The organism is Oceanobacillus sp. FSL W7-1293 (assembly GCF_037969815.1).
GTDB lineage: Bacteria > Bacillota > Bacilli > Bacillales > Amphibacillaceae > Oceanobacillus > Oceanobacillus oncorhynchi.
Genome location: NZ_CP150212.1, coordinates 4,164,737 through 4,180,190, shown reverse-complemented (window position 1 = coordinate 4,180,190; position 15,454 = coordinate 4,164,737). Strand labels below are relative to the sequence as shown.

General features: G+C 37.4%; 13 protein-coding genes. All 13 read left to right on the top strand.

Going from position 1 to position 15,454, the window contains the following annotated elements; genetic code table 11:
• The first annotated feature begins 1 nt into the window (after position 1).
• The 13 genes from MKY65_RS20245 (at position 2) to MKY65_RS20185 (ending at position 15,438) form a co-directional block, all read left to right on the top strand.
• Positions 2–697: an L-ribulose-5-phosphate 4-epimerase gene (locus MKY65_RS20245; RefSeq protein ID WP_339180084.1), complete on the top strand. Its 696-nt coding sequence runs from the start codon at positions 2–4 to the stop codon at positions 695–697.
• Between the two features lie 38 nt (positions 698–735).
• Complete coding sequence (araA, locus tag MKY65_RS20240) at positions 736–2,160, top strand: L-arabinose isomerase (RefSeq protein ID WP_339180082.1); 1,425 nt, start codon at positions 736–738, stop codon at positions 2,158–2,160.
• A 301-nt stretch (positions 2,161–2,461) separates the two neighbouring features.
• Entirely contained in the window at positions 2,462–3,850 is a 1,389-nt protein-coding gene (locus MKY65_RS20235) for a sugar porter family MFS transporter (protein ID WP_339180080.1), read from the top strand.
• A gap of 408 nt (positions 3,851–4,258) precedes the next feature.
• Complete coding sequence (locus MKY65_RS20230) at positions 4,259–5,527, top strand: extracellular solute-binding protein (RefSeq protein ID WP_339180079.1); 1,269 nt, start codon at positions 4,259–4,261, stop codon at positions 5,525–5,527.
• Between the two features lie 87 nt (positions 5,528–5,614).
• The gene (locus tag MKY65_RS20225) at positions 5,615–6,496 is read left to right on the top strand and encodes a sugar ABC transporter permease (RefSeq protein ID WP_339180076.1); all 882 of its coding nucleotides are present in this window, start codon (positions 5,615–5,617) and stop codon (positions 6,494–6,496) included.
• Between the two features lie 16 nt (positions 6,497–6,512).
• Positions 6,513–7,358: a carbohydrate ABC transporter permease gene (locus MKY65_RS20220; protein WP_339180075.1), complete on the top strand. Its 846-nt coding sequence runs from the start codon at positions 6,513–6,515 to the stop codon at positions 7,356–7,358.
• Positions 7,359–7,397: 39 nt separating this feature from the next.
• A complete protein-coding gene (locus MKY65_RS20215) occupies positions 7,398–7,805 on the top strand; it encodes a hypothetical protein (protein ID WP_339180072.1) in 408 nt (135 codons plus the stop codon).
• A 172-nt stretch (positions 7,806–7,977) separates the two neighbouring features.
• Complete coding sequence (locus MKY65_RS20210) at positions 7,978–9,456, top strand: alpha-N-arabinofuranosidase (protein WP_339180070.1); 1,479 nt, start codon at positions 7,978–7,980, stop codon at positions 9,454–9,456.
• A gap of 82 nt (positions 9,457–9,538) precedes the next feature.
• On the top strand, positions 9,539–11,446 hold the full coding sequence (locus tag MKY65_RS20205) for a beta-L-arabinofuranosidase domain-containing protein (RefSeq protein WP_339180068.1): 1,908 nt from the start codon (positions 9,539–9,541) through the stop codon (positions 11,444–11,446).
• Between the two features lie 285 nt (positions 11,447–11,731).
• Entirely contained in the window at positions 11,732–12,856 is a 1,125-nt protein-coding gene (locus MKY65_RS20200; protein WP_339180065.1) for a GntR family transcriptional regulator, read from the top strand.
• A gap of 28 nt (positions 12,857–12,884) precedes the next feature.
• Positions 12,885–14,042, top strand: coding sequence for a family 43 glycosylhydrolase (locus MKY65_RS20195; protein ID WP_339180063.1), 1,158 nt, complete (start codon positions 12,885–12,887; stop codon positions 14,040–14,042).
• Between the two features lie 23 nt (positions 14,043–14,065).
• Positions 14,066–14,317 carry a DUF6171 family protein gene (locus MKY65_RS20190; protein ID WP_339180060.1) on the top strand — a complete coding sequence of 84 codons (252 nt, stop codon included), beginning with the start codon at positions 14,066–14,068 and terminating at the stop codon, positions 14,315–14,317.
• 74 nt (positions 14,318–14,391) lie between these two features.
• Positions 14,392–15,438: an aldose epimerase family protein gene (locus tag MKY65_RS20185; RefSeq protein WP_339180058.1), complete on the top strand. Its 1,047-nt coding sequence runs from the start codon at positions 14,392–14,394 to the stop codon at positions 15,436–15,438.
• Positions 15,439–15,454 lie beyond the last annotated feature (16 nt).

Sequence of the window (15,454 nt, the reverse complement as noted above, 5' to 3'; positions counted from 1 at the left end):
TGTGTTAGAACAATTGAAAGAAGAAGTATTTCAAGCAAATTTAGACCTGCCGAAACATGGGCTTGTAAAATACACATGGGGAAATGCAAGTGCCTTTGATCGAGAAAGCGGATTATTTGTTATCAAACCGAGCGGTGTAGATTATGAAACGATGGAAGCCAGCGATATGGTAGTTGTTGATCTGGATGGAAAAGTTGTGGAAGGAGAGTTGAACCCATCATCGGATACCCCGACTCACGCTGTACTTTATAAACATTTTCCTGAAATCGGTGGTATCGTTCATACGCATTCCACCTGGGCAACGATTTGGGCGCAAGCTGGTCTTGATGTTCCGGCGATGGGCACCACTCATGCAGATACATTTTACGGGGCTGTACCATGTGCTCGTTTCCTGACACAGGAAGAGATTGATCGAGGATATGAAATCGAAACGGGCCATGTCATTATCGAAACTTTTGAAGAACGTGGATTAGATGTTCTGGCGGTTCCAGGGGTTTTACTTCATGGACATGCTCCATTTACATGGGGAAAAGATATTCAATCCGCGGTGATGAACAGTGTCGTGCTGGAGGAAGTTGCAAAGATGAATTTATTTTCCCGTGAATTAAATAGTTTTGCTAAAGAATTACCACAAAGAATTTTAGATAAACATTATTTACGAAAACACGGGAAAAATGCCTATTATGGGCAAAAATAACATAACTAAACTATTAAACAATGAAAAGAGGAATTATTATGTTGACAATTGGAAAAAAGGAATTTTGGTTTGTTGTAGGTTCGCAACATCTTTACGGAGAAAAAACGTTAGCAGAGGTTAAAGCAAATGCACAAAAAATAACAGATGCTTTAAATGAAAGCGATATCCTACCTTATCCTCTTATATTGAAAGATTTAGCTGTCAATGCAGACCAAATCACAAATACGATGAAAGAAGTTAACTACCGTGATGAAGTTGCTGGTGTTATCACTTGGATGCATACTTTTTCACCTGCAAAAATGTGGATTCGCGGAACAAAATTATTACAAAAACCATTGCTTCATTTAGCAACACAATTTAATGAAAGTATTCCATGGCAAACAATTGATATGGATTTTATGAATCTAAACCAAGCAGCTCATGGTGACCGTGAATATGGCTTTATCAATGCCCGTTTAAATAAACAAAATAAGGTTGTTGTCGGATATTGGGAACGTCCGGAAGTAAAACAGCAAATCGCAGAGTGGATGGATGTGGCAGTTGCTTTTAACGAAAGTTTTAACATTAAGGTTGCTCGTTTCGGTGATAACATGCGTCATGTTGCAGTTACGGAGGGAGATAAAATTGAAGCTCAGATCCAATTTGGATGGACAGTAGACTACTTTGGAATTGGGGACTTAGTTCAATACATCAATGATGTGAAAGAAGAAGAAATTGATGGTCTATTTGAAGAATATGAAAAACTTTATGAATTTGATTATGGTACATACAGTAGAGATGCTTGGGAAGCTAGTGTAAAAGTTCAAGCAAGCTATGAAATTGCAATTAAGCGCTTCCTTGATGATGGAGGTTATAGTGCCTTTACTTCTAACTTTGAAGATTTATATGGTATGAAACAGCTTCCGGGTCTTGCTGTCCAACGTTTAATGGCACAAGGGTATGGGTTTGCCGGTGAAGGGGATTGGAAAACTGCAGCATTAGATCGTTTACTGAAAGTGATGAGCCATAATCAATCTACAGGCTTTATGGAAGATTACACATATGAATTAGCTGAAGGGCAAGAATCTATCCTTCAATCCCATATGCTTGAAGTAGATCCAACTTTAGCAAGCAATAAACCGAAGATTATCGTATCTCCATTAGGTATTGGTGATCGTGAAGATCCTGCGCGTCTTGTGTTTGATGGGAAGACAGGAGAGGGAGTCGTTGTTTCCATGGCTGATTTTGGTACTCATTTCAAACTTCTAATCAATGAAGTTGCTGCATTTGAGCCCACCACACAAGCTCCGAATCTTCCGGTTGCCCGTGTACTTTGGGAAGTGAAGCCAAACTTTCAAGATGGGGTTAAATCCTGGATTGAGAATGGTGGCGGCCATCACACAGTGGTTTCATTGAATCTGACAACAGACCAAATTATAACTTATGCAAAGCTTGTTGGTCTGCAATATGTGGCTATTACGTAATGCTTAGACACTCCGGGGAAGCTATGCTTCCTTGGGGGTAAAAAGTATGCTTTTCAAAAGAGGAGACGCAGGAATCATTAGTAAAATAACCAAATCATCTCAAACGGTAAGAGAGTTTTAGATATTAATGAAAGCGTTTAAAACAAAGTGATAATCCCAACGAATATATTCTAATAATTAAGAGATTGAAACACATTATCGGTATTAACAGTTATGAAATGTTTTTACTCTTTCCTTAACCAATATTTTTATGTAGAGGGGTTGTTATAAAGATATTTAAAATTTTAAGGAGGGAAAATGAATGGTTAATGAAAAGAAAATATCGAGTGGCTTCATTTATTTTTTTGGAGCCTTTGGAGGTATTTTATTCGGCTATGATATCGGTGTGATGACAGGAGCCCTGCCTTTTTTACAAAATGATTGGAACCTTCAAAATAACCCAAGTGCTATTGGTTGGATTACCTCTTCGCTGATGCTAGGAGCTATTTTGGGGGGAGCCTTGGCCGGACAACTTTCTGATCGTTTAGGGCGGCGTAAAATGATCTTAATTTCTGCTATCATTTTTGCTGTGGGTTCCATTTTGGCAGGAATAGCACCTCATAATGGAGTTCTTTTTATGATTGTTTCTCGTATTATATTAGGGTTGGCTGTGGGTGCTGCTTCTGCATTGGTTCCGGCTTATATGTCGGAAATGGCGCCAGCGCGTTTACGCGGACGTCTTTCGGGGATTAATCAAACAATGATTGTTTCAGGAATGCTTCTTTCTTACACCGTTGCATATTTTTTAAAAGACCTGCCAGAAACAATGGCGTGGAGGTTGATGCTTAGTCTGGCAGCTGTACCTGCTTTAATCTTATTTATTGGGGTGTTAAGATTACCCGAATCACCACGTTTTTTAATTAGAAATAATAAAATTAATGAAGCGCATAAGGTGTTGAGCTATCTCCGTTCCGACAAAGACCAAATTGCTTCAGAAATAAAACAAATTCAAGATACTTCCAAAAAGGAAGAGAACCATAAAGCATCTTGGGGCACGCTCTTAAGTGGTAAATATCGCTATCTAGTAATGGCTGGCGTGGGTGTCGCTGCTTTTCAACAATTTCAGGGAGCGAACGCTATCTTTTATTACATTCCTTTGATAGTAGAAACAGCAACAGGTAATGCTGCTAGTTCTGCCTTGATGTGGCCAATTATTCAAGGAGTTATTCTTGTTTTAGGTTCGTTACTATTTCTATTGATTGCTGATAAATTTAAACGCCGTACTTTATTAACAGTGGGTGGAACAGTAATGGGTCTGTCCTTTGTTCTGCCAGCAATTTTGAATTTAGTAATACCAAATGCAAGTCCCATGATGATCGTTGCTTTCTTAAGTATCTATGTTGCATTTTATTCATTTACTTGGGCTCCTTTAACTTGGGTCATTGTTGGAGAAATTTTCCCTCTGGTCATTCGCGGACGTGCTTCCGGCTTAGCTTCCTCGTTTAACTGGATTGGTTCATTTTTGGTTGGATTATTATTCCCAATCATGACCGCCACCATGGCTCAAGAGGCTGTTTTTGCAATCTTTGGGGCTATTTGTTTACTTGGTGTTTTATTTATCCGGATAAGAGTTCCTGAAACAAAAGGTCGTTCTTTAGAGGAAATTGAAAGAATTGGACAAAATAGACAGGGTAAGGAAAGAAGTGCATAAATCATATGAATTAGCTAGACCAAAGAGGAAGTCGTTGTTTCTATGGCCGATTTTGGAACCCATTTCAAACTATTAATTAAAGAAGTTTCAGCTTTTGGAGCTGCACCAAATCTACCGGCAGTTCGTGTACTTTAAGAAGTGAAGCCAATCTTCCAAGATGGGGTTAAAGCTTGTTGGTCTGCAATATGTGGTTATTAAGTAATAAAGCTATCAATGTAACTTAATTCAGAAGAGAATTAAAGTGGAATGAAACCGCTTGTTAATATACAGAAAATCGGTTGAATATGAAATTCAGTTATTTAAAGGAGGTGATAGTCTTATAGATAACTACGGAATGAGTTATTAATTTCCTTGTATGGTTCAGTTCCAAAATAAGTTAATTTAATTAAACTCAGGGGGTTTGTTGAATTGAAAAAGAAAATGTGGTTTTTAGCGATAGCCTTAATGGCACTAGTCTTGGCCGGTTGCAACAACGATGAAAACGTTATAGAGTTTTGGACTCCTTTAACTGGTGATGATGGTGCATATATGAATGAACTTGTTGATCAATATAATGAACAGTCAGAACAGGAAATTGAAATTAAACACGTAATAACGTCTGATATGTATACAAAACTATATACAGTTATGAATTCAGGCAGCGGTATACCTGATTTAACATTGATTCATGCGGATCGTGTACCAAGCTTTGTTAAACAAGATTTACTAGAGCCAATGACATCAATATTGAAAGCGCAACCAGAACTTAATGAAGAGAACTTTCTGTCTCAAGCATGGTCGGCAGGGAATATAGATGGCACCCAATATACCATACCATTGGATATACATGGCAGTGCTATGTATTACAACAAGGAGCTGCTAGCTAAATATGACGCAGAACATTTTTTGAATGACGATATTGTTACAATTGATGAAATTTTATCTCTAGAAGGGCAATTGGATGAAGGAGATTACGTTGTTAACGATGCATTATTAGGATGGGTAATTTTAGCGCAACTGCAAAATATCGGTGGCGATATTCAAGTGGATGGAGAACCAGCAGTAAATACACCTGAAATGAAACAAGCCATAGAACAAACGAAACAGATTAAAGATGCAGGATTAATGACGCCTTATGGAGAAGATGGGTATTTAATGTTCCAATCTGGTAATGTGTTATTTTCAACTGATGGTACCTGGAGTTCTACGGGACATGCGGAAGTAGAAGGATTGGATTTTGGTGTCACTAACATCTATTCTGTAGAACCGGGCACCTTCCACAATCGAGCTTCATCCCATTTATTTTCTATGTTGAAAAAAGAAGATAGATCTGAAGAAAAAGAAGCAGTGATTGCAGACTTTCTAGAGTTTATCCGTACAAATTCGATTGAATGGGCAGAAGCTGGTCAAATCGTAGCTAGTAATGATGTGATAGAAAGTCCCGAATATGAAAATTACATGCAATCCTTTTTCACGAAAGACGAAAAACAAACTGAATCTTTATACATTTACACGTATGAGTATTACCCATATGTAGCAGAGGCGATTGATACGTATATTGCTGATCTGGTGCATGGCGAAATGGACATCGATGAAGGTTTGGCAGAGATGCAAAAATTTGTTAATGACAAAGTAGCTGAAGGAGAACTGGAAATAGAAAACGCAGACACTGGAGACACAGAGGAAACTGAAGAATAAAGACGAAAGGCTGCCTTCTATTCTGATGAAGTCTTCAATCATTTAAGGAGTGAGAGGGATAGCCTTTTTTAAGAAGGAGGGAATGCAATGGGAAAAAAGAAAGTGAGTATGTCTCCGATTTTCTTTGTTGGCCCCCATATTATCCTATTTATAGTGTTTATTTTGTTACCGTCCATATATGGAATTTATGCATCATTTACGAATTGGAATCTAGTTGGAGATCCTGTATGGGTAGGGTTGGACAATTATAAAACGATTTTATTTGATAAAGATTCAACCTTTCATTTTCAATTCTTTAATGGAATGAAAAACACGTTTATTTTTGTTGCTCTTAGTGTTCCGCTAATGATTATCATTCCATTAATTATTGCTATTGCCCTGGAGACGAAAGACGTTAGGTTCAAAAGCTTCTTTCAATCTATTATTTATATACCTGGATTGATTTCGATTTCAGCGGCTGCGCTAATCTGGTCTTTGATATTCAATAAGCAATTAGGTGCCGTTAACAATTTGTTTGGATCTGATACTGTCTGGTCGACAACGCAGCCGTATGCCTGGATTATTATATTCGTAATAACAGTTTGGGCCGGTGTAGGTGGGAATATGATTATTTATCGCGCATCGATTAATGGGGTGCCGAAGGATCTGTATGAGTCGGCAGATATTGATGGAGCTGGACCAATTCGAAAATTTTTCAGCATAACATTACCATCCATTCGCTTCCCATTAATATATACAATGGTAATGACTACAGCAGGTGCTTTCAATGTCTTTGCGCAGCCTTTAATGATGACAGACGGTGGGCCAAGGCAAGGGACGACAGTATTAATGATGTACATACGTGATCTTGCATTCAGTCATGGCGAATCTATTGCAGGTATTGCATCTGCTATGGCAGTGATGCTTGGACTGGTAATACTGATCATCTCAGCAATCCAATATTATTTGATGAACCGCAATGCAGTATAGGGAAAGGAGGACAAATATGAAGAAAAAAGTGAATTTGTCCAAATACTTGTCTTACTTATTTTTAATCGTTGTTTGTGCCATTTGGATTATTCCATTGATATTTGGTTTTGCAACATCTTTTCGTTCACAAACAGAAGTAGTAACGCAAGGGTTTCGATTATTACCGGTAAACTGGGTTGTTGAAAACTATGCAATGATTTTTAGTGATACTGGTTCTGCCCCGATTTTGAAGTGGATATACAACTCACTATTTATAGCTGTAACACATACTATTTTAGTTATCATCGTAATATCCATTACAGCGTACGGTTATTCCAGGATGAAATTTAAAGGCAGGGATGTTCTTTTCTTTACATTGCTGGCGATTTCTTTCTTCCCGAACGTTGTTAACTTAATCCCTTCTTATAAGATTATCGATACACTAGGATGGGTGAACACACCATGGGCAATGATTATACCTGGATTAGCAGGAATGGGGAACATATTTTTAGTACGGCAATTTATGAAGAACATCCCAAGAGAACTTGATGAATCTGCACGAGTTGATGGAGCTACTGATTTTCAAATCTATTCCCGGATAATATTACCAGCAATTAAGCCGATTTTAATTGTTTGTGGGTTATTCTCTTTTGTTGGCTCTTGGAATGATTTCCTGTGGCCGGTTATTGTATACACAGATGTTGAAAAAATGCCAGTTACAGCTGGATTGCTTTTATTGCAAGATATTTACGGTAATTATCGAATGATTGGACAATTGATGGGATCGGCTATTTTAGCAATTATCCCAACCGTACTGTTATTCGTCTTTGCGCAGAAATATTTTGTACAGTCACTAGATCTCAACTCTGGTATTAAAGGTTAACTGTTTTACTTTAACATTCAACAGAAATGGGTGTTTGATATGAATCGAGGATTGGAAAGAAAATTACTATTTACAGGTGCTGGTTGGAATCTGGTTACCGCTTTATTAACCCTATTCAGTTACCGTACATGGTTTAATACACAGGGAGCAGAACAATTGCAGAAATCTGGGTCAGAATCACTGCTGATGAGTGCTCATCTTCTAGGTAATGTGTCTAATGTAATTTTGACATTTGGGATGTTCATGTTTACTGCTGCAATCGTTAATTTTTTGGTTGCGGTTAAATTAAAGGATAACAAAATACAGAAAAAAATCTGGCTGTGGATTGGTATCTGGGCTGTTATCCAATTAATATGTATGGACATTATCGGTTTTGTCATCTATTCGATTGCATTTGTTATCTATAGTGCAAAGAATAAAGCAATTAAACTCACTACTGTGGAATGAATTAAAGCAAATAGTTATCTGCGCTGATCCTAATTTTTGAATCTGTTTCTTTACAGAAGCTATTCGTTTACAGAAGCATCCAAAAGCAAGTAGGCTCTGCAATCCGTTAGGATATTTAAACGTATTGCAAATTAGGCATATTGTTTTTTAAAAATTTTAAGGAGTGTAAAAGATGGGAAATAAAATTACGATTAATACAGACATTGTAAAGAATAAAATCAACAAAAATATATACGGTCATTTTGCTGAACATTTAGGGCGTGGGATATATGAAGGTCTTTGGGTCGGAGAGGACTCTGCTATTCCAAATACGAATGGAATTAGGAACGATGTGCTGGAAGCGTTAAAAAAATTAAATATTCCTGTTCTGCGTTGGCCAGGTGGTTGTTTTGCTGACGAATATCACTGGAAAGACGGAGTTGGCCCTAGAGAAAATCGTAAGCGTATGGTGAACACCCATTGGGGAGGTGTCGTTGAAAACAACCATTTTGGGACACATGAATTTATGATGCTTTGTGATTTGTTAGGTGCAGAACCTTATATTTGCGGAAATGTAGGAAGCGGAACTGTTCAAGAAATGTCTGAATGGGTGGAATATATGACCTTTGACGGCGAATCTCCTATGGCGAACTGGAGAAGGGAAAACGGTCAGGAAGAACCTTGGAAATTAACCTATTTTGGTGTAGGAAATGAAAACTGGGGTTGCGGCGGTAACATGCGTCCCGAATACTATGCCGACCTTTATCGCCGTTATCAGACATATGTAAGAAATTATGGGGATAATAAGATTTATCGTATTGCAGGTGGTGCAAATGTTGATGATTATCAATGGACCGAAGTTTTAATGCGTGAAGCACATCATCTAATGGATGGTTTAAGTTTACATTACTATGTTCATCCAGGTGGTTTCGAAAATAAAGGTCAAGCAGTTAACTTCACAGAAGAAGAATGGGATGTCTCTATGGAGAAGACATTGTATATGGGTGAATTAATTGAGAAACACAGTACAATTATGGATAAATATGATCCGGATAAACGAATTGGAATGATTATCGATGAATGGGGTGCTTGGTATGATGTAGAGCCTGGCACAAATCCTGGATTCCTTTATCAGCAAAATACAATAAGAGATGCTGTTATAGCTGCTGTTCATTTTAACATCTTTCACGAACACAGCGATCGCGTGCAAATGACGAATATCGCTCAGATGGTAAATGTTATTCAAGCTATGATTTTGACAGAGCAGGACAATATGCTATTAACACCGACTTACCACGTCTTTGAAATGTACAAAGTCCATCAAGATGCAGAAAGAATTGAAATGGATGTGAATACAGGGGCGATAGAGGAAAATGGTTATAAATATCCACGTGTAAGTGCAACCGCATCAAAGGCTGGAGACGGAACCGTTAACATCAGTTTATGTAACTTGGATAAATCTTCTGCAGTATTCGTTGAATTAGATGTACGTGGGATGAACGTATCTGAACTGAATGGACGTATCTTAACTGCTGATGAGATGAATGCTAAAAATACATTTGAACAACCGAATTATGTTCAACCGACTAGTTTTACTGATTACAAGTTAGAAAACAACAAAATGAAAGTAGAACTACCTTCTAAATCTGTCGTTACATTAGCTATTAAATAGGTTGTTAGGTTAAAGCGAATATTCTTGATTGAGATTAATATAAGTCTCCATTCAACGAGGATGAACAATTGGAGGTAGTTTCATGATTAAAGTTCAAATGAAGGATAAATTTTGGTCTAAATACATGGACGTTGTGAGAAATGAGGTTATACCTTATCAATGGGACGCATTGAATGATCGTATTCCAAATGCTGAGCCAAGTCATGCAATTAAAAATTTGCGAATTGCTGCAGGTGAGGAGCAAGGTGAATTTTATGGGATGGTTTTTCAGGACAGCGATGTTGCTAAATGGTTAGAAGCTGTTGCATACAGTTTGGAAAATCATCCGGACACTCATTTAGAAGAAACGGCTGATGAACTCATTAATTTATTAGGAAGGGCTCAGCAGGAAGATGGTTACTTAAATACGTACTATACTATTAAAGAACCGAATAACCGATGGACCAATCTGCGTGATAATCACGAATTATATTGTGCTGGCCATTTTATTGAAGCTGCAGTAAGCTATTACAAGGCTACAGGAAAAAGGAAATTTCTCGATATTATGATTAAATATACGGACTACATTATTTCTGTATTTGGTACGGAAGAAGGGAAAATCCCTGGTTATCCTGGTCACCAAGAAATTGAATTAGCTTTAATTAAACTGTTTGATGTGACAGGCGAAGAAAAATATTTAAAATTAAGTAAATATTTTATCGATCAACGCGGAGAACAACCTCACTATTTCGAAATAGAAGAAAGAGAACGTGAGGATAAACAACCATTCTTTTTTTACAATGGTTATGAATATCATCAAGCACACATACCGGTCAGGGAACAGGATAAAGCAGTTGGTCATGCAGTACGAGCAATCTATATGTATACTGCAATGGCAGCCCTTGCACGAAAGACAAATGATGCAACTCTTAAACAGGCTTGTGAGAAACTGTGGGATAATGTTACTAAGCAGCAGATGTATATCACTGCAGGAGTGGGTTCGAGTGAATTTGGTGAATCGTTTTCATTTGATTACGATTTACCGAATGATGCGTGTTATACGGAAACCTGTGCCAGTGTTGCTTTAGTTTTCTGGGCAAAACGTATGCTAGACGTGGAAATCCACAGTAAGTATGCAGATGTTATGGAAAGAGCGCTATACAATGGGACGATTAGCGGAATGAATTTGGATGGGAAGAAGTTTTTCTATGTTAATCCACTTGAAGTTTGGCCGCAAGCATGCAATCGACATGATAAACGTCATGTGAAACCAGTAAGACAAACTTGGTTTACTTGTGCTTGTTGCCCACCCAACCTAACAAGGTTAATAAATTCCATTGGTCATTATTTATACTCTGTTAAAAATAATCAAATATACGTACATTTATATGCCGGCAATGAAACGAGATTAAAATTGAATGGACAAAATATCCGTATTGCTCAAAAGACGGAATATCCTTGGAATGACCAAGTAATATTGTCTGTCACACCTGAAAGAAAAAGTGCGTTCACCATCGCTTTACGTATCCCGAATTGGTGTAAACAGGCTGAAATTAGAATAAATAATGAGAGAATTCATGTGAATCAACAGGATAATGGCTATGCTTACATTGATCGCATCTGGGATAAAGATGATCAGATTGAAGTATTATTGCCGATGTCTGTTAAAAGAGTAAGGTCCCATCCAAATGTTAGAGAAAATGTCGGCAAAGTTGCACTGCAGCGTGGTCCTATCGTTTATTGTGTAGAAGAAGTTGACAATGGGGAGAATCTCCCTAATCTATTTGTGCCTATTCATACTCAATTTGATATTCATTTTGAGGAAGAATTATTAGGCGGGGTAGTTACGTTGACTGGAGATGGATTGAGGATAGAGGATTCTGTGTGGAATGGAGAACTTTATTCTTCAAATACTTTCCAGAAGAAGAGAACAAAAATAAAAGCGATACCTTATTATGCATGGTGTAATCGTACACCTGGAGAAATGTTAGTTTGGATTAACGAATGTTAACTTGGAGATAAGGTATGTCAGCTTGCAATTGAAAACAATTTATCACGGAGAAGCGTCCGGAAAACTCCCGCCTCCAAATAAAGAGTAACCACAAATTTATTTAGGCGGGAGAACAGGTGAGCTAACTCCCTGATTCACTCAGGCTAATTCAGTGGGAGAAGAACAAAAACTCCCACTGAATGAAGTTTCGTTTTATCTTGTACTGTGCGTTTTTTTCGTACTATAAATTGCTATAATATAACTTATATAAATAGGTGAAAATTCAGGAAATGACAGAGGTGTATTATGAAGACAAAGCACAGCATAGTACGGGAATTTATTAAATCAAAAATACTGGATGGTACGTATATTCCTAATCAAAAAATAAGTTCTGAAAGCGAGCTGATGGATCGATTTAAAGTGAGCAGGCATACCGTGCGACTAGCAATAGGTGATCTTGTTAATCAAGGTTGGCTAGTTCGCAAGCAAGGAGCAGGAACTTATTGTGCGGAACGAAAGGATATTGGGACACAAAGTAAAAGTCAGAAAAATATAGCCATAATAGCAACGCATATTTCGGACTATATTTTCCCTTCAATTATACAAGGAGCAGAGTTCTTTTTGAGCAAAAATGATTATCAAGTCAGCCTATTTAACACAGACAATAATCATGAGAATGAAAAACAAGTTCTCGAAAAGATATTAACATACCAAGTGGATGGGGTTATTGTTGAGCCTACAAAAAGCGCTATTTCCAACCCTAACATTAATTACTATTTAAATTTAGAGAAGTCGAATATCCCATATATTATGATTAACGCTTATTATGATGAACTTGAACCATTGAGTATCATAATTAATGATGAAAAAGGTGGTTTTCTTCAGACAGAGCATTTGATCGAATTAGGCCATCAAAACATTCTTGGCTTTTTTAAGACAGATGATCTTCAGGGAACAAGACGGATGAAAGGATACTTAAAAGCACATCGTACGCATCATGTATCAATTAGTCCAAATAATATTGTAACTTACCATACGCAGGAAAAAATCAGCAAGCCACCGGAAGAGTTAGAGAAAATTTTGGATCAGTCCAGTAATCATCAGCCAACAGCAATTGTCTGTTACAATGACGAGCTTGCGATGTTATTGCTCGAAGTGCTGCGTAGGAGAAACATTAAAGTACCAGAAGATATTTCCTTAGTAGGCTATGACGATTCTAGCTTATCAGAAATATCGGAAGTGAAACTTACTAACATAAGGCATCCACAAAGTGATATGGGAGAAAAGGCTGCTGATATGATTATGGATCTGGTAGATGCCAAGAATGGTTTACCACAAGCTGCTGAAGCAGTAGAGTCAATCATTTATGAGCCACAGCTTATTGTGCGTAATTCGACAATGGATTTAAGACAAATAGGTATTACATCATAACTAATTAAGTATGCAGAGGTGATTGATAATGATTAAGCAGGAAGATATATTACAAACAACTATTAATGTTGGAGAGAAACCTGATTTACCTAATAAAATCCGGACGACCATGGAAGATGGTGTGAAGGTACAAGTCCCCGTTGAGTGGGATTTTCAAAGAAATAATTTCAATATTCCAGGAAAACAACGCGTATTTGGTAAATGGAAGGTGTATGACTATCCCAATCCTTTAGTCGAACAGCGTGCGGATCCTTATATTTATAAGCATACAGATGGTTTTTATTATTTTACAGGTTCTTATCCTGAATTCGACCGGATAGTAATAAAAAGATCCGAAACAATTGCAGGGCTGAAAGACGCTCCTGAGACAGCAGTTTGGGAAAAACACTCCACAGGCATTATGTCGTGCCATATTTGGGCACCTGAAATTCATTTTATTGATGGCAAGTGGTATATTCATTTTGCTGCTGGAGATATCGATGATGTATGGGCAATTCGACCTTATGTGCTAGAGAATGATTCAACCGATCCCTTTAAGGGGAACTGGATTGAGAAAGGTCAGATTAACACTGATTTTCAAAGCTTCTCATTAGATGCTACCACCTTTGAACATAATAAAAAAAGATATTTAATATGGGCCCAAAAGGTGGATAATGATACTATATCTAATCTTTATATAGCAGAAATGGAAAATCCTTGGACAATCAAGTCAAGTCAGGTTGTGCTATCCACGCCGGATTTAAATTGGGAACAGGAAGGCTTTTATGTGAATGAAGGAGCCTCGGTATTGAAACGAAATGGAAAGATATTTGTTGCATATTCTGCAAGCGCAACTGATCACAGATATGCGATGGGGTTACTGACTGCTGACGAAAATAGTAATCTGCTAGATCCAGCATCATGGATTAAGTCAGATAAACCTGTCTTCGTAACATGTGAAAAGACAAAGGAATATGGCCCAGGCCATAATAGTTTTACTGTGGCAGAAGACGGTGAAACTGATTTGCTTGTCTATCATTCAAGACCATATAAAGAAATTGTTGGCAATTCTTTGTATGACCATAATCGTCATGCAAGAGTTCAACAACTGTTCTGGGATGAGAATGGTAACCCTTACTTCGGTTATCCTGGCATAACGAAAGATCTAGTAAATCAAAAAATTGTTGCTGAGATTACTGTGAAATAGTATAGAAATTGTTAAGGAGATAAATGATGGGCTGTAAAGGGTGTTCCAGAAATATCGATGTATCAGATGAATTTGTTCAACTGCAGGTAGAGCAACAATTACAACTTGAAACAGACCTTGTTGAAGATGAATTGTACATCAAAAGACTTGATAAATGTAACAGTTGTCCTTCCCTTCTGTACGGTCATACATGCGGTCATTGTGGTTGTTTTGTTCAATTTAGGGCTAAGTTAGCGTATAAAACATGTCCCTCTCCTGATGGAGCAAAATGGTAGTGATGTAACAGGCGTTAAGAGCTTACGATATTCAGCATACTTCACTTACACACTATAAAAAGGAGAGATTTTTAATGAAGATTGATATAGAAGAAACAAAACCTATTAATGGAGTAAAATGGAAGATTGTGACATTGACTAATAATCAAGGGATGTCCGTAACTTTTCTTAATTTTGGAGGCATTATCACAAAAATACTTGTACCGGATAAGAATGGCAAACTAGAGAATGTAGTTCTAGCTTACAAAAATGAGGAACAATATTTGACTAACCCAGGTTATTTGGGAGCCATCATTGGAAGGGTAGCAGGAAGAATTCAAGGAGCCAGTTTTAAAATAGACGATAAGACATTTAAAGTGGACGACAATGAAGGTATACACTGCCTTCATGGAGGAACAAGTGGATTGAATAATGCTTTATGGGAGATCGAACCATATCAGTCTTTCAATGAATTATGTGTTAAATTATCTCATCGAAGCAAGGATGGAGAAGGTGGCTTTCCGGGGAATTTAGATATAGAAGTTATATACAAACTGAATACTCGGAATCAATTAACGATAGATTATATTGCTTCAACGGATAAAAAGACTCCGATTACCTTAACAAACCACAGCTATTTTAATTTAAGCGGTAACGCAAAACGTACAATTCATGACCATGAGATAGCAGTGGATAGTAAAGAATTTATAGAACTGGATGAGGAATTAATCCCTACTGGAAAGTTGCTAGATGTTAGCGGTACTACTTTTGATTTCAGAAATAGCAGGCTGTTACAAAAAGGATTTAATAATGATTTTTACCAAAACCGTTTAGCTGGGAGCGGGTACGATCATTATTTTGTATTTGAACATAAACAAGAAGAACAAATTTGGTTGAAAGATAAAGAAAGTGGCAGAACGCTGTCTGTTAAAACAAATCAGCCCGGATTTGTCATGTACACTTCGAATAATTTAGAGGAAGGGTTAGAATTAACAGAGGGAATAACAGAGAAATATTTAGGTGTATGCTTGGAGACACAAGGAACGCCAGTCTCCCTGCATCATCATAATTTCCCTAGTATCGTTCAAAACGAAAATGATGTCTATAAAAAGCAAACAATCTTTACTTTTGGAATAGGCTAAGACAAATTTTAAAAAT